Source organism: Enterobacter cloacae complex sp. ECC445 (assembly GCF_021892025.1).
GTDB lineage: Bacteria > Pseudomonadota > Gammaproteobacteria > Enterobacterales > Enterobacteriaceae > Enterobacter > Enterobacter chengduensis.
In genome coordinates, this window is the sequence record NZ_JAKLRZ010000022.1 from 109,310 (window position 1) to 129,001 (window position 19,692).

16 protein-coding genes are annotated in these 19,692 nt (G+C 52.7%); 8 read left to right on the forward strand and 8 right to left on the reverse strand.

The features are described 5' to 3' along the window. The first annotated feature begins 317 nt into the window (after nt 1-317). Both L6R44_RS17265 and L6R44_RS17270 read left to right on the forward strand, forming a co-directional pair. Entirely contained in the window at nt 318-1,928 is a 1,611-nt protein-coding gene (locus tag L6R44_RS17265) for a YadA C-terminal domain-containing protein (protein WP_237424910.1), read from the forward strand. Nucleotides 1,929-2,236: 308 nt separating this feature from the next. Then, nucleotides 2,237-2,692, forward strand: coding sequence for a hypothetical protein (locus L6R44_RS17270; protein WP_237424911.1), 456 nt, complete (start codon nt 2,237-2,239; stop codon nt 2,690-2,692). A gap of 256 nt (nt 2,693-2,948) precedes the next feature. Here the strand turns inward: L6R44_RS17270 and L6R44_RS17275 are convergent, their stop codons facing one another. After that, nucleotides 2,949-4,382, reverse strand: coding sequence for a glycoside hydrolase family 32 protein (locus L6R44_RS17275; RefSeq protein ID WP_032641705.1), 1,434 nt, complete (start codon nt 4,380-4,382; stop codon nt 2,949-2,951). Nucleotides 4,383-4,398: 16 nt separating this feature from the next. Further along, nucleotides 4,399-5,640: an MFS transporter gene (locus L6R44_RS17280; RefSeq protein ID WP_237424912.1), complete on the reverse strand. Its 1,242-nt coding sequence runs from the start codon at nt 5,638-5,640 to the stop codon at nt 4,399-4,401. 238 nt (nt 5,641-5,878) lie between these two features. Here L6R44_RS17280 and L6R44_RS17285 point away from each other — a divergent pair, with 238 nt between their 5' ends. The 3 genes from L6R44_RS17285 to L6R44_RS17295 all read left to right on the forward strand — a co-directional run bounded on the left by L6R44_RS17285 (nt 5,879) and on the right by L6R44_RS17295 (nt 10,081). Continuing rightward, nucleotides 5,879-6,886, forward strand: a complete 1,008-nt coding sequence (locus L6R44_RS17285; protein ID WP_237424913.1) for a LacI family DNA-binding transcriptional regulator — start codon at nt 5,879-5,881, stop codon at nt 6,884-6,886. A 333-nt stretch (nt 6,887-7,219) separates the two neighbouring features. Then, the gene (locus tag L6R44_RS17290; protein WP_032641711.1) at nt 7,220-8,596 is read left to right on the forward strand and encodes a diaminobutyrate--2-oxoglutarate transaminase; all 1,377 of its coding nucleotides are present in this window, start codon (nt 7,220-7,222) and stop codon (nt 8,594-8,596) included. 18 nt (nt 8,597-8,614) lie between these two features. Beyond that, the gene (locus tag L6R44_RS17295) at nt 8,615-10,081 is read left to right on the forward strand and encodes a pyridoxal phosphate-dependent decarboxylase family protein (protein WP_032641713.1); all 1,467 of its coding nucleotides are present in this window, start codon (nt 8,615-8,617) and stop codon (nt 10,079-10,081) included. 36 nt (nt 10,082-10,117) lie between these two features. Here the strand turns inward: L6R44_RS17295 and L6R44_RS17300 are convergent, their stop codons facing one another. From L6R44_RS17300 to L6R44_RS17315, 4 genes are all read right to left on the reverse strand, one after another. Then, entirely contained in the window at nt 10,118-10,633 is a 516-nt protein-coding gene (locus L6R44_RS17300) for a protein disulfide oxidoreductase (protein ID WP_032641715.1), read from the reverse strand. A 76-nt stretch (nt 10,634-10,709) separates the two neighbouring features. After that, a complete protein-coding gene (locus L6R44_RS17305) occupies nt 10,710-12,890 on the reverse strand; it encodes a polysaccharide biosynthesis tyrosine autokinase (protein WP_237424914.1) in 2,181 nt (726 codons plus the stop codon). Then, complete coding sequence (locus tag L6R44_RS17310) at nt 12,890-13,339, reverse strand: arsenate reductase/protein-tyrosine-phosphatase family protein (protein ID WP_032641718.1); 450 nt, start codon at nt 13,337-13,339, stop codon at nt 12,890-12,892. The genes L6R44_RS17305 and L6R44_RS17310 overlap by 1 nt, the downstream gene beginning before the upstream one ends. Continuing rightward, nucleotides 13,339-14,478: a polysaccharide export protein gene (locus L6R44_RS17315; protein ID WP_237424915.1), complete on the reverse strand. Its 1,140-nt coding sequence runs from the start codon at nt 14,476-14,478 to the stop codon at nt 13,339-13,341. The genes L6R44_RS17310 and L6R44_RS17315 overlap by 1 nt, the downstream gene beginning before the upstream one ends. A 484-nt stretch (nt 14,479-14,962) precedes the next feature. Between L6R44_RS17315 and L6R44_RS17320 the strand changes: the two genes are divergently transcribed. Beyond that, entirely contained in the window at nt 14,963-15,295 is a 333-nt protein-coding gene (locus L6R44_RS17320) for an RcnB family protein (RefSeq protein ID WP_023336316.1), read from the forward strand. Continuing rightward, nucleotides 15,270-15,725 carry a GNAT family N-acetyltransferase gene (locus L6R44_RS17325; protein WP_237424916.1) on the forward strand — a complete coding sequence of 152 codons (456 nt, stop codon included), beginning with the start codon at nt 15,270-15,272 and terminating at the stop codon, nt 15,723-15,725. The genes L6R44_RS17320 and L6R44_RS17325 overlap by 26 nt, the downstream gene beginning before the upstream one ends. 93 nt (nt 15,726-15,818) lie before the next feature. Here the strand turns inward: L6R44_RS17325 and apbC are convergent, their stop codons facing one another. Then, nucleotides 15,819-16,928 carry an iron-sulfur cluster carrier protein ApbC gene (gene apbC / locus L6R44_RS17330; protein ID WP_032641721.1) on the reverse strand — a complete coding sequence of 370 codons (1,110 nt, stop codon included), beginning with the start codon at nt 16,926-16,928 and terminating at the stop codon, nt 15,819-15,821. Between the two features lie 137 nt (nt 16,929-17,065). Between apbC and metG the strand changes: the two genes are divergently transcribed. Next, nucleotides 17,066-19,099: a methionine--tRNA ligase gene (metG, locus tag L6R44_RS17335; protein WP_237424917.1), complete on the forward strand. Its 2,034-nt coding sequence runs from the start codon at nt 17,066-17,068 to the stop codon at nt 19,097-19,099. A gap of 94 nt (nt 19,100-19,193) precedes the next feature. Here the strand turns inward: metG and L6R44_RS17340 are convergent, their stop codons facing one another. Further along, nucleotides 19,194-19,664: a DUF1456 family protein gene (locus L6R44_RS17340; protein ID WP_032641725.1), complete on the reverse strand. Its 471-nt coding sequence runs from the start codon at nt 19,662-19,664 to the stop codon at nt 19,194-19,196. Between the last annotated feature and the right edge of the window lie 28 nt (nt 19,665-19,692).

The following is a 19,692-nucleotide window of genomic DNA, read 5'->3' on the forward strand; positions in this document are numbered from 1 at the left end:
TGCTTAAGCATACCTTATGAATTGAAATTTTCTCATGTTCTGAGATCCAGAACGTCATAAATCTTATCTAATTGTATTTATTAAGATAATACCTTTCATATTACAGCAGACCTGTTTAGCGATAAATGCTATCCATGATCTAGATCAATAATCAAAATTACACATTCATAGATAGTTACTGCACGTTGCGAAATAAGTTATCAAACTTAAATTTTGAGACGCACCAAGGTTTAATCCAGATATAACAGGAGGTTATATCTCCCTGCCCGGATAGCACCCTTACTTTAATTTTTTCTTGCATTGATGAGAGCTTTCAAATGAAGTCTTTAAATAAATCAGCTATCGCTGTTTTTATGTTTAGTGTTGTGTCTACTGGTGTAGCTGAAGCTTCTTTAACTGGTGCTGATCTTGCTGCTGCCAACTCTTACTTTAATTCACATCCAGACATTGTAAAATATGCCCCGTGGATTCGTGACAATGTAATAGCAAGCAACACATTGAATGATGCTAATAACACACTCGTAAGCAATAGCTATTATGATCAGGCGCAAGGTAAATTAATCTATGTAACACAGATTGGAGGGATCACTCCACCTGTATCTATGAGCACGTTAACCCCTTCTACACCTGCACAAGTAAATTTAGCTGCTAATATACCCGTAGTAGTTTCTGGTAACACTGCTGTAACTAATACTAAAACAACTTTAAATGAGCCTGGTTTGATTGCAGCACCAGCTAACACTACAAATGCTAACAGTATTATAACTACTCCAGCTAAGCAGTCTTTGATTGTTGAACCACCAAAGCCAGTAATTAAAACTCCTCCTTTGGTTCAGAAGGTTCCTGTAGCTACGCCTGTTGCTATTCCTATAGTTAAACAACAAATTCCTACACCTATTAATCAGGGTGTACCTTCTCCATTACCACATAGCATACCTAACAAAGTACCTCCTTTGTTGACCAATAGCACCCCTAATAAAATTCCTGTCCCTATGGCTTACAACGTTCCGGTTAAACAACCAACAATTCAACCTTATAATGTGCCACCTAAAATAAGTCTCCCTATTCAGCAGATTCCTAACAAACAACCTATACCAGTTGCACAGCCTTACAATGTTCCGAGCAAAATCCCAACAGTACAAACTAACTTAATGTACACTCCAACTATACCGCCAAAAGCTATTATTCAGGCTCCTGTACAACAGATAATTAGCCGTAATGATCCTATCGGGGTTCAGGGCGGGGTTCAGAAATTAACAATCACTGTAGTAGATAGCCAAACTCCGGTAGCTACAACAATTCCTGCTACAAATACGGCTAACACATCTTTAACCTCTGCGATTAATGCAAACGCTAAAGCTGATGCAAACACAAACGCACTTACTACTAAAGTAGATTCAAATACATTCAAAGCCGATCAGGATAGACAAGATCAAGCCCTGCAAGATGCTTCTGACAAAGCGACTCAGGCAATCAATACGAGCGCTTATGCGCAATCTTTAGCTGTTGATGCACAAACAGTAGCCGCTGCTAATAAAGCTGCTGTCGCTAACGTTCAGTCGCGTCAACAAGCACAAGAAACCACTATTCAGAATCACAGCGCACAACTGAAGAACCATGAAGAACGTATTACAGCGTTAGAAAATGAAAGTAATAACAACTTCCAGAACCTTAAGGATGATGTAGATAACAACCGTAAACGTGCTGCTGTTGGTGTTGCTTCTGTGGCCGCTATGAGCAACATCCCGCAGGTAACAGACTCTCAGACTTTCGCTATCGGTGCTGGTGCTGGCGGTTATGACTCTCAAGGTGCTGTTGCTATAGGAATCTCTGCTCGTGTTACCGATCACATCGTAACTAAAGCTTCTGTTGGTGCGGGTTCCTTCGGCGGCGCTACTTACGGGGCTGGTGTAGCTTTCGGTTTCTAAATAAAGTTTTTAACCCACGCCTCTTCGTTAGAGGCTTTTATTAAGAGTTTTAAATAACAAGCCAGTTAACCAACGATATCACTACAAACTCACCCTATGACTTATGGCTAACTGGCTTAATTTGATTATTCTGATGATAGCGAACATGACAAAATATATTTTATTCTCCACTATAGTGGCATTAGCATTAGTGGCCACAGGTTTCTTTATAGGGCTAATGTATGTTGAATGGGTGAGATTATGAAAGAAGCTATTCTTATAGATACACGCTTAACGATTCACTTTATTTAAATAACGGTGTAGGACATATGAACAAGTTGATGATAGTAGCTTTGTCTGTTTCTGCGTTAGCGGGTTGTACTTCACAGGCTCAACGCATGGCAGATTGTGAAGCTCAAGGTATTAGCCGTGATGCTTGTTACATTGCAGAACAAAACAGGCAAGCAACGATAAACGCTTCAGCTGAAAAGCAAGCAATGGAAAACGCGCAAGCGCTCTATCCAGTACAGAAAGCACAATCTGCGCATGGTTTACCTAAAGGCTGTACACAAGTGATGGATGCTGCGGGGCAATGCAATACAAAAGCACCTAAAGTGAATAACATCACTAAGGAAGCTGATCATGTAATGAATAAGCCTATCTCTGATAGTGCTGAATATCTTCTTGCTAATGGCTGGAAGCCTAATAATGGGGTATGGAAGAAACAAGGCTATACGCTTTTGCTGACTGTTGAAAATGGAAAAGTCGTTAATTCGCAGCTTTAAAAATAATATCCCCCTGACTTAAAAGGGACTAAATAGCAAAGTATATTAGATTCGTGATTGTCAGTCTTTAGTGTATTGCTAAAGCCGCCCTTAACAGATGGGCGTTTTTTTCAATTATTCTTGAGGATTATATGATGATTGATGCAAATGAAGCAGTAAAAGAAGGGTTCGCTAAAATAAATCAGGCGACTGCGGTCGCGGTTTTTTATTTGCCGGTCTCACTCCATGCAAAGGGTCAGAAATGCCATAAGCCCTTTTATTCTAACTGCCAGGCCCCACCATGGATAAGCGACGCTCTCCCCGCCCAGGCAAACAACGCCAGCTCGCGGCCGTCTGCATCAGGATAAATACGGCTGCTGAGGCACGCCTCACCCTCGTTAACAAACACTTCCACGGAAGAGCTATCAAAGAACAGGCGCAGGTTCAGCATGTCATTCAGGTTAAGCGCGACGCTTCGGGTACCGCACAAGCCATACTGCGGATAGTGACGCTCCAGCACCAGGCGCTGCATCTGGGCATCAACATAGATGCGTAGCCCGTCGCCGAGACGAATGCCGTATTGCTCCGCGCTGCTGTTCGCGCAATCCCATTGCAGAGTGACCTCCATCGCATCGCAGTGTTCCACCAGCGTCATCTGCTGGTTATTAAGCGTACTTATCGGCCAGGGGAACCACGCCCCGCGCAGGGTTTCAACTTCTCTGGCTGGATGCATTTGCAGATGATTATCCGCACTCAGCGTCAGCTCGCGAGGTAAGGAGAGCATGCCTGCCCAGCCATCCTCCTGTTCCGGCAGTGGTGATTCCCACATGTCCAGCCAGCCGATGACGATGCGTCGACCATCCGGCGTCAGGAAACTTTGCGGCGCATAGAAATCATGCCCGTAATCCATCTCTACAAATTCACCTTCACGCACAAAGGGCTGGCCGGGCTGCCATTCACCTACCAGATACCCGCTCTGGAAAAGATTACGGTTTTTGAATCCGTCCGCCGCCAGCCCCTGAGGAGAGAACATCAGCACGCGTTTACCGTTGAGAGTGAAAAAGTCCGGACATTCCCACATGTAGCCCATCTCTTTTTCAGCCACCGCGAGCACGCCCCAGTCCTGCCACTCACGCAGATCGGCAGACCGGTACGCACGCACCTGGCCCGTATCACCCTCTCGCGCGCCAACGACCATGTACCACCACTCCCCTTCACGCCATACTTTTGGATCGCGGAAGTGATGCAGTCCAGGCGGTGTGTCAATGACGGTCCCGTGCCGCACAAAGTGGATGCCGTCACGGCTGGTTGCCAGGCACTGAACCTGGTAGAGATTAGCCTCATCGCCGGGATCGCCGTGGAATTTGTGGCCGGTGTAGATCAGCGCCAGCGTGTCGCCATCCACCACCGCTGAGCCAGAAAAACAGCCGTCCTTGTCGTCTGGTCCTTCCGGTGCCAGCGCAACCGGGAGGTGTTCCCAGTGAACTAAATCTTTGCTGCGCGCATGGCCCCAGTGCATCGGCCCCCACTGGGTCGAATAAGGATGATGCTGATAAAAGGCGTGATACCAGCCGTCAAACCAGACCAGGCCATTCGGATCGTTCATCCAGCCGGCACGCGCGGCGAGGTGGTAACGCGGATACCAGCGCAGGTTAAGCCCTTCGCGTCCGGACTGCAGTTCCTGTTCTGCTTTTGTAATGGAATACGTCATTTCTCTACTCTTTCGATCAGATAGTGGAAGGTTGCGGCATGAGCGGGTCAGAAGAGGACTTCCCCGAGCGCAACAGGAAGATGGAGATAAACGTGGTGCTGAAAACTAACAACCCCATGATGAGATAGGACTGGGCAAAGCCGTATTTCTCATAGCTGTAGCCGGCCAGCGGCGACAGTACCGAGGCAATCACCGAGCTTGTACAGGCAAAGCCCACCAGATAGAGGGTGGAAGAGAGCCGCTTATCAAAATGCAAGCTGTTGTATTTAAAGATGGAGACCAGCAAAACCGGCAGTTCAACCGCGTGCAATAGCTTGGTAACGGAGATCAATACCGGCCCCTCAACCAGACCCGATGCCACCATACGCATCGCCATCACCATTCCGGCGAAAATCAGGCCGTTTTTCGCACCGAGGCGATTCACCAGCCACGGGGCGCAAAACATGCCCGCCGCCTCCAGGAAAACCTGGAAGGAGTTGAGATAGCCGTACATGGCGTTCCCTTCCTGTAACGTCGGGAACTGGGACGAGAAATAGACAGGGAACTGCTGGTCATAAACGCCATAAATACAGGTGCCGATAACGAAAAACACCAGCGCCCAGAAGCGCGGCAGCGTCAGCAGGCGCAAGGCATCCTCCAGCGTGACCTTACCGCCGGACACCGCCTCCTGCATGGCGTGCGGAGCGGAAGAGACCCTGAGGCGCGCCAGCAACACAAAAAACACCAGCCCGGCGCAGCTCGCCACCGCGAAGTTCAGCTTCGGATTAATGTTGAACAGGAGCCCTGCAAAAAAGGTTGCCGCCGCCCAGCCCAGCGATCCCCACATCCTCGCCTTGCCGAACTCGAACTGGCTCTGGCGGGCCACGCGCTCGGTATAGGACTCCAGTACCCCTATTCCGCCGTTAAACGTCAGCCCGATATAAATCCCGCCGAAAATACTGCCGAGTAACACGTTAATTTGCAGCAGATAACCAAACAGCAGGAAGGCCGGACCGGAAAGAATGAGCAGGCTGGTCAGAAACCAGAGCAGGTTTTTTCGCAGGCCGAGCTTGTCCTGAATGAATCCATAGCAGATTTGAGCAAAAAGCGCGGAGACGGAAAGCACGGCATAGATAACGCCGGTATCCCCCGCTTTTAGGCCCACCTCCTGATGAAGCCAGATGGAGAGTAGCGAGCCGGAAGATGACCAGGTGACAAAAAAGAAAAAGAGTAGTGCGCTTAATAAAGGGTAGCTGTGAGAGTGATGCGTTTTCATCATGACATTCTCATGTTGGAGTAATGACACAATGGTAACGTTAACATAATTTCTTTCTCATGCTGTTTGGTGAAGATTTAAGATGTTAATCACGAAAGTTAACGTTAACATTAAGAGAATGAGATCGCGATCAAACATTCATCACGGAGGTAAGCCTGACCTGGCATGTGCATCAGCCTTCCTTTTACATCAGCGACTTAGTTGTATACCCTTTCACACAGAGCATTAACGGAGTAAAAAAATGGCTTCCCTGAAGGACGTCGCAAAGCTGGCTAACGTATCGCTGATGACGGTCTCACGTGCGCTGAACACCCCGGAACGCCTTAAGCCGGAAACGCTGGCGCGCGTTCAACTGGCTATCGAGCAGACCAGCTACGTGCCAGACCTGTCCGCCAAGAAAATTCGCGGCGCGCATGCCTCGCCGAAAACCATAGGCGTACTGGCGCTCGATACGGTGACGACGCCTTTCTCGGTAGAGATCACGCTGTCGATTGAAGAGACGGCCAGAATGCACGGCTGGAACAGCTTCGTGATGAATATGTTTACCGATGACAACCCGGACGCCATTGTCGACCTTCTCCTTTCTCATCGGCCTGACGGAATTATCTACACCACCATGGGGTTACGTCAGGTTCCTCTCCCGGCCAAACTCCTCACCCTTCCCTGCGTGCTGGCCAACTGCGAAAGTGACGGCGAAAAGGTCGCCAGCTATATTCCCGATGATGAACAGGGGCAGTATACCGCCGTGCGGGCGTTACTCGCGGAGGGTTATCGACGCCCTCTCTGCCTGCATTTGCCTGAGGGGCATCTGGCCACAACCCGACGTCGTCTGGGGCTGGAACGTGCATGCCGTGAAGCGGGGCTCGACCCGCACAGCCTGGCGCACAGCTATATGGCGCTCGGCGATGAACACTATCATGACATTCCGTCAGTATTGCTGGCGCACATGCAGAATGGCATTCCCCGGTTCGACTCCGTTATCTGCGGTAACGACCGTATCGCGTTTATGGTCTATCAGACGCTGCTGGCGCAAGGGCTTCGCATACCGGAAGATGTCGCGGTAATCGGCTATGACAATATGGTGGGTATTGGAGAGCTGTTCCTGCCTCCTCTCACGACGGTTCAACTGCCACACTATGAAATTGGTCGCCTGAGCGCCCTGCATATTATTAACGGTGAAGAGCATCAAAACACCACGCGCGTTGAAAGTCCTTTTTTGATGCGTGATTCCGTTGTGCATGCATCATGAGCACCGCTTTTTGCACATGACGCAGAAATAGAGACAGCCAACCTCCTTTTTTGCCATTCGATGGCACGTTTTGTCACACTCTTTTCTGCGACTGTACACGCCGGACAAACAGCCTGTAACAGGCTGTTTTTATTTGGCATAAAACGCAATTTTCATTTTAAAAATGGGGATATTTTCTCCCCACAGCCCCGTGTCACAAAACAGTAAACAAATTAACCATTGAGCCCCGTGGCAAAAGGCTCTATATTGGCGGCGTTTTTTTCAGGCCCCCATCTGTTTTTTAACTTTTTATTCAATCGTTGCTCATAACGAAGCGGCGGTTGTAGGAGTGATATGATGACGGATAAAGTCCGTATTGACACCGTAGATGCCCACAAAAGCAACGAAACCTATCTGGCCCGTCAGGCCGAGTTTGAATCTAACGTCAGGAGTTATCCGCGCAAGCTGCCTTTAGCGATCACTAAAGCAGAAGGCGTGTGGATCACCGATGCAGATAATAAAGAATACCTTGACTGTTTAGCAGGTGCAGGGACCCTTGCGCTTGGCCATAACCATCCTGATGTGCTGAAAAGCATCCAAAATGTCATTACCAGCGGCTTGCCGTTACATACCCTGGATCTGACAACGCCTCTTAAAGACGCGTTTTCTGAATACCTGCTCTCTCTGCTGCCTGGTCAGGGCAAAGAGTACTGCCTGCAGTTCACCGGTCCATCCGGTGCAGATGCCGTTGAAGCGGCGCTGAAGCTGGCGAAAAAAGTGACCGGCCGTAGCGGTATCATCAGCTTCTCTGGTGGCTATCACGGTATGACCCACGGCGCACTGTCCGTGACCGGCAACCTGTCTCCGAAAGAAGCGGTTGACGGTATGATGCCAGAAGTGCAGTTCATGCCTTACCCGCACGAGTACCGCTGCCCGCTGGGTATCGGTGGTGAAGCGGGCGTGAAGGCGCTGACCTACTACTTCGATAACCTGATTAACGACGTTGAAAGCGGCGTGCGTAAACCTGCAGCGGTCATTCTCGAAGCCGTTCAGGGCGAAGGCGGCGTGAACCCGGCTCCGGCCGAGTGGCTGCAGCGCATCCGTAAAGTGACTCAGGAACACGGCATTCTGCTGATCCTCGACGAAGTTCAGGCTGGCTTTGCCCGTACCGGTAAATTCTTCGCCTTCGAACACGCGGGCATCGAGCCAGACATCATCGTGATGTCTAAAGCCGTCGGTGGCGGTCTGCCGCTGGCCGTGCTGGGTATCAAAAAGCAGTTTGACGCATGGGCGCCAGGTCACCACACCGGTACCTTCCGCGGCAACCAGCTGGCGATGGCAACCGGTCTGACGACGCTGAAAATCCTGAAAGATCAGAACATCGCAGGCAAAGTGGCCGTGCAGGGCGAATGGCTTAAGGGCCAGCTGAAAGAGATGGCGAAACGCTATCCTGTTATCGGCCACGTTCGCGGTCTGGGCATGATGATCGGTATTGAGATCGTTAAGCCACACGAAGCCGCTGACCACATGGGCTGCTTCCCTGGAGACGGCGAGCTGTCTGCGCTGATCCAGAAGAAGTGCTTCGAAAATGGTCTGATTCTGGAACGTGGTGGCCGTAACGGTATCGTGCTGCGCCTGCTGCCTTCACTGCTGATCGCCGACGATGAGCTGAAAGTGTTCCTGGATAAATTCGAGCAGGCGCTGCTTGCTGCGGGCGTTCGCCCGGCGTAACCGGAGTTATTGATTACGATGTCTGATTCAAACCCAATTTTGTTCTCCTCTGCGCAGAGCATTGACGCTTACCAGCAGGCGATTGAACAAAGCACTCAGGCTGTGATGCAGTGGCTGAAGCAGCCTGAGATGTACCAGGGCAAAACGGTCGCGGAACTGCGTGACCGTATTAAGCTTGATTTCAACCCGAAAGGGCTGGGTAACGAAGCGGCGATTGAACGCGCCGTGGAGTTCTTCCTGAAAGACAGCTTGTCGGTTCATCACCCGCAGTGTGTGGCGCATCTGCACTGCCCAAGCCTGGTCGTAAGCCAGGCGGCGGAAGTGCTGATTAACGCCACTAACCAGAGTATGGACTCCTGGGATCAAAGCCCGTCCGCAACCATTATTGAGATCAAACTGATCGAATGGCTGCGTACCCGCGTGGGTTATCAGGCTGGCGACGCAGGTGTTTTCACCAGCGGCGGCACTCAGAGCAACCTGATGGGCCTGATGCTGGCCCGTGATGCGTTCTTCGCGCGTCAGGGTCACTCCGTTCAGCAGGACGGTCTGGTGGGCGATCTGCGTAAGATCCGCGTGCTGTGCTCCGAAAACGCGCACTTCTCCGTGCAGAAAAACATGGCGCTGATGGGGCTGGGTTACCAGTCCGTAGTGCAGGTGAAAACGGACGAATTCTCCCGCATGGATCTGACCGATCTGGCGGCGAAAATTGAACAGTGCAATGCGAACGGTGAACAGATTCTGGCTATCGTCGCGACGGCAGGTACCACCGATGCGGGTGCTATCGATCCGCTGCGTGAAATCGCCGAACTGGCCGCGAAGCAGAACATCTGGGTGCACGTTGATGCGGCCTGGGGCGGCGCGCTGCTGATGTCCGAGCAGTATCGTCACTATCTGGACGGCATTGAGCTGGTGGATTCCGTCACCCTGGACTTCCACAAGCAGTTCTTCCAGACCATCAGCTGCGGCGCGTTCCTGCTGAAAGAAGCGCGCCACTATGAGCTGATGCGCTATCAGGCGGCCTACCTGAACTCTGAGTTCGACGAAGAAGCGGGCGTGCCTAACCTGGTGTCCAAATCTCTGCAGACCACCCGTCGTTTTGACGCGCTGAAGCTGTGGATGAGCCTGGAAGCACTGGGTCAGGAGCAATACGCGGCGATCATCGATCACGGCGTGACGCTGGCACAGCAGGTTGCGGCCTACGTGAAAGAGCAGCCTGCTCTGGAACTGGTTATGCAGCCGCAGCTGGCAAGCGTGCTGTTCCGCTTCCGTGGCCAGGTGCAGATGGACGATGCGGGCATCGCCCTGCTGAACCAGAAAATTGGTGATGCCCTGCTGGAATCCGGCCGCGCCAACGTCGGCGTGACCGAGCATAACGGCGTGACCTGCCTGAAGCTGACGCTGCTGAACCCAACCGTAACGCTGGAAGATATTAAAATCCTGCTGTCTCTGGTTGAGCGTACGGCGCAGGAAGTGCTGGCTAAGTAATACAACACCCCTCTTCCGCCGGGAGAGGGGTGATTTTTACAGACCAGCCCACCACATTCTCGCTTTTAATCCCCAGTAACTCGTCCAGCCCGTCGTAGTGCTGACTACACTACCCTTCGATACAATCACCAGCGTTGGCGTGACGCTCACCTGCCACTGCTGCGATAGCGCACCGTTTTCATCGTTTATCACCGGCATGCTCAGGCTTTTCTTCTCGACCCAACGGGCCAGCTTAGCGTCATCGCCGGAGCGCATGGCAATGCTGATGACGTTACCGCCCTCTTTAGCCAGCTTATCCACCGCCGGTGTCGTATAACGACAGATGCTACACCAGGTGGCCCAGACGTAAATCAGCAGAGGGCGCTCCTGACTGAGCGCCGCGATATCGTGAATATTGCCGTCGATGCTGTGCATGGGTGTTGCACTAAAACTGGCGGGGAGCGTCGGTTTTCTATACCGATCAACTCCCCACATTACGGCCAGCGTCAGCAGAACGAGTATGATCCCTTCCCGCGCCCAGCGGCGCAATCGACTGATTTTACGGTTATCCATTTCGACCTCATGTTTTAACGAAGGTCATCTTAACGGGCAACTCGCCATCACGCTGTAAAGAAGTGTCGCGCCAGGTTTACTCTTGGGTATAACCGTAGTCGTAGTGGCTATATCCCGAGCTGTAATAGAGCGCAGCCGATTTCACGATATCATTAAGGATCGTGCCATTCACCTGCACACCCATTTGCGCCAAACGCTTCAGGCAATTCTCGACCTCCTTGACGCTGGTTTTGCCGTAGCGGGCGACCAGCAGCGTGGTAGCCGCAGCTCTGGCGACCAACAAGGCGTCCGTTACGGCAAGCACAGGTGGGGTGTCGACAATCACGATATCATAGCGTTTGTCTATCCCCGCCATCATGGCCTGAAAACGTTCACTCATGAGCAGCTCAACGGGATGTGAAGGTTGGGGTCCGCAGGTCAATACATCAAAACCGCCTTTCTCGACGCGTTGAATCGCCTCCTGCCACGCAACGGCGCCTCCGAGCACGCTGGATAATCCATGATGGTTGCTCAGTTTGAAGACATTGTGGACATATCCCTTACGCATATCGGCATCAATAAACAGCACTCGCTGTCCGGCCTGCGCGGCAATCGACGCCAGTGACGTACTGACCAGCGTCTTTCCGCAGTCCTGCGTTGGGCCAGAGACCACGACGATCCGATTTGGGGCATCCATCATGGTAAAATGCAGACTGGTGCGCAGCCCGCGTACCGCCTCGACAAACATATCTGCCGGACGGTCAACGGGCAGGAAAGGGATATTTGACGTCCTGTGCTTCCAGTAGGAAGCAAACAGGTTTCTCCTGCGCAGGTGCGTTTTTTTCCACAGCCACACCGAGCGCGGCAGCGTCGCCAGAAGCGGTATCCCATGAGCTTCCAGCGGTTCAGACGAGGTAATGCCCCGCTTAAAGGCCGAGCGCACTAAAACCGTTCCCGCAGAGAGCATGAACCCCATCATCATGCCCAGTATGATAATGGCCGCTTTGCGCGGTTTGATTGGGGCTGGCTGCGTCACGGCCGGGTCAATAATCCGCACGTTCCCGATAGCGCTGGAGCGCGAGATACTCAGCTCTTGCTGACGCGTCAGCAACTGCAGATAGATGGTACGCCCGGACTCAACGTCACGACTCAGGCGTAATATCTCCTGCTGCGTGGAAGGCATGGATGAGACGCGGTTATTCAGACGCGCGCGCTCTCGCTCAAGCGTTTGTTTCTTCTCCCGTAAAGCGCGGTAGGTAGGATGGTCCTTTTTGAAAAGTTGGGAAACCTCCGCTTCGCGGAACGTCAGCTCGTTAAGCTGATTCTCCACGTTAACCACCTGATCAAGAATTGACTTCGCCTCCAGAGATAAGTCGACCGAATCGCGCTGCTCTCTGTAGGCATTCAGCCGCGCTTCGGCTTCGTCCAGTTCTCGACTGATCTTAGGTAACTGCCCCTGTAAGAACGTAAGGCTGCGGGAATCTTTCGCTTCCTGGCGCGCAATATTCTGGCTGAGATAATTTTCAGCAATGGTGTTCAGCACCGCAGCGATCCTGCCGGGGTCTTCACCCGTTAACGTTAATGCGATCATACCGCTCTGTTTCGCCGACTCCACAACCGTTAGCCTGTCCTGAATGGCATTGATCGCGTCAAGTCTTGAGACGGTTTTGAGCGTAAACCGGGCGCCGGCTTTCGCATTAAGAGATGTCACCAGTAGCGATATTCCATCCTTAACCAGCGTTTTCCCAACGACGCCGTCTGCCTCAAGCGTTTCTCCTTCAAGACGATACCGGCCTTGCTCCTGCACGGTGAGCAAGAGCGTTTGTGGCTTACCTTCCAGAAGAGGGATCGTCAGCGCGCCAATCGTGATTTTATCGGGTTGACGGCCCAGCACCTTTTCCCACAAAGTCCCGATGACAGGGAATACGCGCCGCTTGACGCTGTACGTCAGCCCGAGTTGATCCACGGTCTCTCCCAGAATCATCCGGGATTTAAGCAGTAACAGTTCCGGCGCGACGTCTGGCGAGAGATCGGACTCGAAAGAGGTCAGGTTCTTGAGCAGCGAGTTATTCTGCTTCGCTTCAACCTGTACCAGGGCATCCGCCTGATAAACTGGCGTAGCGCTAAACGCGTAGATCCCCGCACATACCGTGAGCAGGAGCGTGACGCACGCGATCGTCACCCGGTGATCGAAGATCTCAGCAAGCAGTTGAAGAAGATCGATCTCATTATGCTGCGGCATCGCAGCACTATAATTTTCTGATTTAGAAGACGACATTACTGCTTCATTCCTTGTTGACTCAAACGACGAGCCCATTCCTGACTGGCTTTTCCTAATTGCTCGAAAACATATTCATAGGCTTCGCGACTTTTGTGATACGGGTCGGGAATGTCCCTGGTTTCCAGCCATTGTCCAAAGAGCAGCGATTTTCCCCGGTTTTCCGGAGCCATTGCGGCAATGAAACGGAGGTGTTCCGGCTCCATCACCAGAATCAAATCGGACTTTTGCAACAGGCTGCGCGTCACCTTGCGGGCAACATGCCCCTCCAGCGAAACGCCATGGCGCCCGGCAACAGCCTGCGCAGCCGCATCCGCCGGGCGTCCTTCAAGCCCAAAAATACCTGCCGAGGTTACCTGCCTGCCGGGTAATTGCTGGCGCAACAGCCGCTCACCAATCGGTGAGCGGCAAATATTACCGGTGCAGACCACTAAGATTGACGTGAACATCACTGCGGCCACGATCTGATGTAGCGAACGGTTTCGGTCAGGTCATGGACGCCGCTAATGGTCGGCACCAGCTGGGTAATCACGCGATTCCAGCGCGATAACGGGGCGGTGGTAACGTAGACAATGTCATACGGTTCCAGCTGGAATTCCGTACCCAGCACCATGGCTGAAGCATCTTCCGCATTCAGTTGATAGATGTTGGCAATTTTGTCCGTGTCGCCTTTTTTAGCTACCTGCCGAATAACAAAAATGCCGGTTGCATCGGCCATATTTTGGTTAAGCCCCCCGGCATTCCCCAGCGCTTCAGCCAGCGTCATGCCGCTACGATCCATCTTAAGCGTGCTCTGCTTAACCACCTCGCCCATGACGAACACTTTCAGCGCGTCGTTACGAGGAATAAACAGGATATCGCCAGGATAAAGCAGCTTATTTTGAGTCAAATCGCCATGCTGCATCAGCGCATAGAGCGAAAGGCGTGAATCACGACCATCATGCGTCAGCACGACGTTACGCCAGTCGGCATCCGCAGAAAGACCGCCAGCGGCGTTGACCGCATCCATTACCGTCAGCGGAATATTGGTTATCGGCTGTTGGCCCGATTTTTCGACCTCGCCGGTGACGTAGGCTTTTTGGGAACGGAAGGCGGCAATACTGACGTCCACCTGCGGGCTCTCAATGACTTTATCCAGTCGAGCTGTAATCTCTTCACGTACCTGTGAAACCGTTTTTCCCTCCACCCGGAGCTTACCGATGTAGGGATAAAAGAGCGTACCGTCGGCATTGACCCAGTTACCGGCATCGCTCGCGCTACGATATTGTCCTGCGGGCGTTGTTAATTCAGGGTGATCCCAGACGGTGACCGTCAGGATGTCGCCCGTGCCAATTCGGTATTCCCAGTTTTTGATCTGCTCATCCAGATTAGGATTTGCCTGAGATTTCGCCACGTTCGGACGCAGCTTTTCAATTAATCCCGGCGTCAGTGGGAAAATTTCCACGCGTTTATCAAGCTGATAATTCTCTTCTTCAGTCGAAATGACTTTTTTCCCGGATACACTCAAGTTTTGGCCGGGGGAAAATACACATCCTGTTAACTGACTAACAGTCAGAAATAACAGCGAAAATAAAGTTATACTTTTCATTTATATGAATGTTTCTTTTTAATGTTGCGTTAATCGTCAAGCCTGCAAGGCTGACTATGCTAAGATCATGAAATTTAATTAATTATTATTCTGACATACGAAACTAAGGCATTGTGAAACGTGACCAGACCGCTCTCTAAAACAAAGACAAAACACGCTTTTGCGCTAAAAAAGAAGCCGGGGCACTTCACCCGAAGATAATCTTAAATCTTCTTCTGTGGGAAAGCATTCGCATAGCTGTCCAATTTTGATATGGAAAGTTATTTTCAGAATTGATTAATGAAATAATAATTATTAAAAATATAAAGCGCGAAAAATATTCGCAGTAATGATAGATATCACCCCATTCGACTACACAAAACCGTCCAGTTTTGTTACATTTTTTTTCAAACATACCCTGCGTTGATACTTAAAATGGACTGTCTGCTCCGCTTTGCACGACCCGTAGACGAAAAGTATCCGTAACGATATCACTGGAGAAAAAATGGCTAAGCGTAAATTGCTGCTTCTGGGTGTATTACTGTCTCTGGCGGGATCCGCATTCGCTGCCCCGCAAACGGCCGCTGCGCCATCCGGCATCAAGGCCTATGAAGAACAAGAGTTCATCGCTGACTTCACGAAATTTAAGATTGGCGACACGGCGCCGGCGCAGTATCAAACGCCGGAATACACCATCAAACAGTACCAGCTGCGTAACCTGCCGGCTCCGGATGCCGGAACCCACTGGACCTACATGGGTGAAAACTACGTTCTGATTGGCGATGCCGATGGCAAAATCTACAAAGCCTACAATGGAGATATTTTCTATCACCGCTAACGCAATTCTGATTCGTCCCTGGCAGGAAAGTGACCGCCCTTTCCTGCGCACGCTCTACCTACACGCCCGGCGTAAAGCCTGGCCGTGGCTGGACGGCTCAGACTGGCAGCTTGAAGATTTTGACGCGGCAACCCGTGACGAAGTGATTTGGGTTGCTGTTCAAAACGGCCATCGCCTGGGTTTTGCCTCCGTCTGGACGAACGATAATTTCCTGCACAACCTGTTCGTGGACCCGCAGTATCAAAACTTCGGGGTCGGCCAGTTGCTCCTTGAGCAGGTTCAGAAGAGGTTTACCAGTACGGGTTCGCTGAAGTGTCTGGTGAAGAATGCGCGGGCTGTTGCGTTTTACCAGCGTCACGGCTGGCACATTGAGGCGACGGGTGATTCGCCGGACGGAGAGTATTATCTGATGCATTATCGGCTTGGGTAAAGTCAGGCGGCGCTTCGCTTACCTGACCTACAACACCGTATTTCGTAGGCCGGGTAAGGCGAAGCCGCCACCCGGCACTCAAACTCAGAGGAATTACACCGCGCGGAAGGCGATTTCACCCGGGATGACTTCGCCCTGCCAGTAAAGCTGCGCCGCAACGCGCCCCGCCAGTTGGCGATACATCTCTGCAAATTCGCTGTCCGGACGGCTAACGACCGTCGGCTTTCCGCTGTCCAGATCTTCACGCAGGGTAATGTGCAGCGGCATCTGTCCCAGCAGCTGGGTATGATACTTCGCGGCCAGTTTTTCTGCGCCACCCGTACCGAAGATAGGTTCGTGGTGCCCGCAGTTGCTGCAGATGTGCATGCTCATGTTCTCAACGATACCGAGCACCGGCACTTCCACCTTCTCGAACATCACGATGCCTTTTTTGGCGTCGATCAGCGCGATATCCTGCGGCGTGGTCACGACAACCGCCCCCGTAACCGGAATGTTCTGCGCCAGCGTGAGCTGAATGTCACCGGTTCCCGGCGGCATGTCCAGCACCAGATAATCCAGATCCGGCCACATCGTCTCCTGCAGCATCTGCAGCAGGGCTTTGCTGGCCATCGGGCCGCGCCAGACCATGGCGTTATCGTCGGTCACCAGGTAACCGATGGAGTTGGTCGCCAGACCGTGCGCCATGATGGGCGCCATGTGGGTGCCGTCCGGTGAAGTTGGACGCTGGTTTTCCGCGCCCAGCATATTTGGAATAGACGGACCGTAGATGTCGGCATCCAGAATACCGACCTTGGCCCCTTCCGCTGCCAGCGCCAGCGCCAGGTTTACGGCGGTAGAGGATTTCCCCACCCCGCCCTTGCCCGAGCTAACGGCAATGATGTTTTTCACGCCGTTCACGCCGGGCTGGTTCTTCACGCGTTTCAGCGTGGCAATACTGTGGCTCAGCTTCCAGTCGATTGCCTTCGCGCCGGTAATGCGCAGCAGCTCAGAGCTGGTCTGCTCTTTTAGCGCATCGAAGGCGCTGCTCCAGACGAACGGCATCTGCAGCTCAACGTGCAGCGTCTCGTCGAGCCAGGCAACGTGGTGTAACGCTTTCAGCGTCGTAAGATTGTGCTTCAGGGTTGGATGCTGAAAGTTAGCCAGCGTCCCGGCGACCATTGCTCGTAAGGCTTCCGGTGATTTGGCCTGGGATTGAGAACTCATCCCGACTCCTTTGTTCTTGTGAATAAGACCTTAGATGAACAAGTTTACCTGAAAGGCCGTGCTTTGTGCTTACTTAATAATGCCCCTTTTGGTAATATCAAAAACCCTTTTCACAGTTAAAAGAAGTAATGCCTACTATGACTCAAGTCGCGAAGAAAATTCTGGTAACGTGCGCGCTGCCGTACGCCAACGGCTCAATCCACCTCGGCCACATGCTGGAGCATATCCAGGCTGATGTCTGGGTCCGTTACCAGCGAATGCGCGGCCACGAGGTAAACTTCATCTGTGCGGACGATGCTCACGGCACGCCGATCATGCTGAAAGCGCAGCAGCTGGGGATTTCCCCAGAGCAGATGATTGCCGAAATGAGTCAGGAGCATCAGACCGATTTTGCTGGCTTTGACATCAGCTATGACAACTATCACTCCACCCATAGCGACGAGAACCACGAGCTGTCAACGCTTATCTACACGCGTCTGAAAGAGAACGGTTTTATTAAAAACCGCACCATCTCTCAGCTGTACGATCCGGAAAAAGGCATGTTCCTGCCGGACCGTTTCGTCAAAGGTACCTGTCCGAAATGTAAATCCCCGGACCAGTACGGCGATAACTGCGAAGTGTGCGGCGCGACCTACAGCCCGACCGAGCTGATCGAGCCGAAATCCGTGGTGTCCGGTGCCACCCCTGTGATGCGTGATTCCGAGCACTTCTTCTTCGACCTGCCGTCCTTCAGCGAAATGCTGCAGGCATGGACCCGCAGCGGCGCGCTGCAGGAGCAGGTGGCGAACAAAATGCAGGAGTGGTTCGAATCCGGCCTGCAGCAGTGGGATATCTCCCGCGATGCGCCGTACTTCGGCTTCGAAATCCCGAACGCGCCGGGCAAATATTTCTACGTCTGGCTGGACGCGCCGATCGGCTACATGGGCTCCTTCAAGAACCTGTGCGACAAGCGTGGCGACACCGTCAGCTTCGACGAATACTGGAAGAAAGATTCCACCGCCGAGCTGTATCACTTCATCGGTAAAGACATCGTCTACTTCCACAGCCTGTTCTGGCCGGCGATGCTGGAAGGCAGCAGCTTCCGCAAGCCAACCAACCTGTTCGTGCACGGCTACGTGACGGTGAACGGCGCGAAGATGTCCAAGTCCCGCGGAACGTTCATCAAGGCCAGCACCTGGCTGAACCACTTCGACGCAGACAGCCTGCGCTACTACTACACCGCGAAGCTCTCTTCCCGCATCGACGATATCGACCTGAACCTGGAAGATTTCGTGCAGCGCGTGAACGCGGACATCGTCAACAAGGTCGTGAACCTGGCGTCCCGTAACGCGGGCTTTATCGCCAAGCGTTTTGACGGCGTGCTTTCTGCCGAACTGGCCGATCCTGAGCTGTATAAAACCTTCACCGACGCCGCCGCTGCGGTTGGCGAAGCCTGGGAAAGCCGTGAATTCGGTAAAGCGATTCGTGAAATCATGGCGCTGGCCGACGTGGCCAACCGCTATGTGGACGAGCAGGCCCCTTGGGTGGTGGCGAAACAGGAAGGCCGCGACGCCGACCTGCAGGCGATCTGCACCATGGGTCTGAACATGTTCCGCGTGCTGATGACCTGGCTGAAGCCGGTACTGCCGCAGCTGGCAGCCCGTACTGAAGCGTTCCTGAACACCGAGCTGACCTGGGATGCTATCCAGCAGCCGCTGCTCGGCCACAAGGTGAACACCTTTAAGGCGCTGTACAACCGCATCGAGATGAAGCAGGTTGAAGCCCTGGTAGAAGCGTCTAAAGAAGAGGTGAAGGCCGCGGCAGCACCGGTGAGCGGCCCGCTGGCGGACGACCCGATTCAGGAAACCATCACCTTTGATGATTTTGCCAAAGTCGACCTGCGCGTGGCGCTGATCGAAAACGCGGAATTCGTGGAGGGCTCCGACAAGCTGCTGCGCCTGACGCTGGATCTGGGCGGCGAGAAGCGTAACGTCTTCTCCGGCATCCGTTCAGCCTACCCGGACCCGCAGGTGCTGATTGGTCGTCAGACCGTGATGGTGGCGAACCTGGCGCCGCGCAAAATGCGCTTCGGCATCTCTGAGGGGATGGTGATGGCCGCAGGCCCTGGTGGGAAGGACATCTTCCTGTTAAGCCCTGACGAAGGCGCGAAGCCGGGTCAGCAGGTGAAATAACGAAAAAGCCGGAGATAATCTCCGGCTTTTTTGTGCTCCCTCTTCCTGTGGGAGAGGGTCGGGGTGAGGGCATCAGGCCGCACCCATGCCGTCTTTACGCTTTAGGGTGATGCACCCGGTGGGTCAGCCCGCGCAGGAAATTACGCAGAAACTGGTCGCCGCACTCGCGGTAGTTTTTATGGTCCGCCGCGCGCATCATGGCGGTCACTTCCGGCACGGATACGCGGAATTTTTGCTCCGTCATGATCGCCACGATATCGTCCGTTTTCAGCGAGAACGCGATGCGCAGCTTTTTCAGCACCGTGTTGTTATTCACGCGACGCTCCAGCGCCAGCTCTGGCGCGGCCGGATCTTTGCCGCGCTTATCATAAATCAGGCCGTTCAGAAACCCCGACAGAATGATGTCCGGGCAGCGGACAAAGCCCTCTTCGTCTTCTTTGGTCATCCACGTGTCAAAACTCGCAGACGTGGATTCCATGTCGGAGAGCGCAAGAATGCGCACCATGTCGTTATTGTTCGCTTTCAGGGTGTAGCGCAGGCTACGAAGAATATCGTTACTTAGCATAGAGCCTTCGAATGTCGATGATGCAATG

Excerpts from the sequence above, each read along its gene's own strand:
- L6R44_RS17295 (WP_032641713.1), top strand. The coding sequence starts at position 8,615 with ATGTCTGATTCAAACCCAATTTTGTTCTCCTCTGCGCAGAGCATTGAC.
- L6R44_RS17305 (WP_237424914.1), bottom strand. The coding sequence starts at position 12,890 with ATGTCGTCTTCTAAATCAGAAAATTATAGTGCTGCGATGCCGCAGCAT.
- L6R44_RS17265 (WP_237424910.1), top strand. The coding sequence starts at position 318 with ATGAAGTCTTTAAATAAATCAGCTATCGCTGTTTTTATGTTTAGTGTT.
- L6R44_RS17310 (WP_032641718.1), bottom strand. The coding sequence starts at position 13,339 with ATGTTCACGTCAATCTTAGTGGTCTGCACCGGTAATATTTGCCGCTCA.
- L6R44_RS17270 (WP_237424911.1), top strand. The coding sequence starts at position 2,237 with ATGAACAAGTTGATGATAGTAGCTTTGTCTGTTTCTGCGTTAGCGGGT.
- L6R44_RS17290 (WP_032641711.1), top strand. The coding sequence starts at position 7,220 with ATGATGACGGATAAAGTCCGTATTGACACCGTAGATGCCCACAAAAGC.
- metG (WP_237424917.1), top strand. The coding sequence starts at position 17,066 with ATGACTCAAGTCGCGAAGAAAATTCTGGTAACGTGCGCGCTGCCGTAC.
- L6R44_RS17340 (WP_032641725.1), bottom strand. The coding sequence starts at position 19,664 with ATGCTAAGTAACGATATTCTTCGTAGCCTGCGCTACACCCTGAAAGCG.
- L6R44_RS17300 (WP_032641715.1), bottom strand. The coding sequence starts at position 10,633 with ATGGATAACCGTAAAATCAGTCGATTGCGCCGCTGGGCGCGGGAAGGG.
- L6R44_RS17320 (WP_023336316.1), top strand. The coding sequence starts at position 14,963 with ATGGCTAAGCGTAAATTGCTGCTTCTGGGTGTATTACTGTCTCTGGCG.
- apbC (WP_032641721.1), bottom strand. The coding sequence starts at position 16,928 with ATGAGTTCTCAATCCCAGGCCAAATCACCGGAAGCCTTACGAGCAATG.
- L6R44_RS17280 (WP_237424912.1), bottom strand. The coding sequence starts at position 5,640 with ATGATGAAAACGCATCACTCTCACAGCTACCCTTTATTAAGCGCACTA.
- L6R44_RS17275 (WP_032641705.1), bottom strand. The coding sequence starts at position 4,382 with ATGACGTATTCCATTACAAAAGCAGAACAGGAACTGCAGTCCGGACGC.
- L6R44_RS17325 (WP_237424916.1), top strand. The coding sequence starts at position 15,270 with ATGGAGATATTTTCTATCACCGCTAACGCAATTCTGATTCGTCCCTGG.
- L6R44_RS17315 (WP_237424915.1), bottom strand. The coding sequence starts at position 14,478 with ATGAAAAGTATAACTTTATTTTCGCTGTTATTTCTGACTGTTAGTCAG.
- L6R44_RS17285 (WP_237424913.1), top strand. The coding sequence starts at position 5,879 with ATGGCTTCCCTGAAGGACGTCGCAAAGCTGGCTAACGTATCGCTGATG.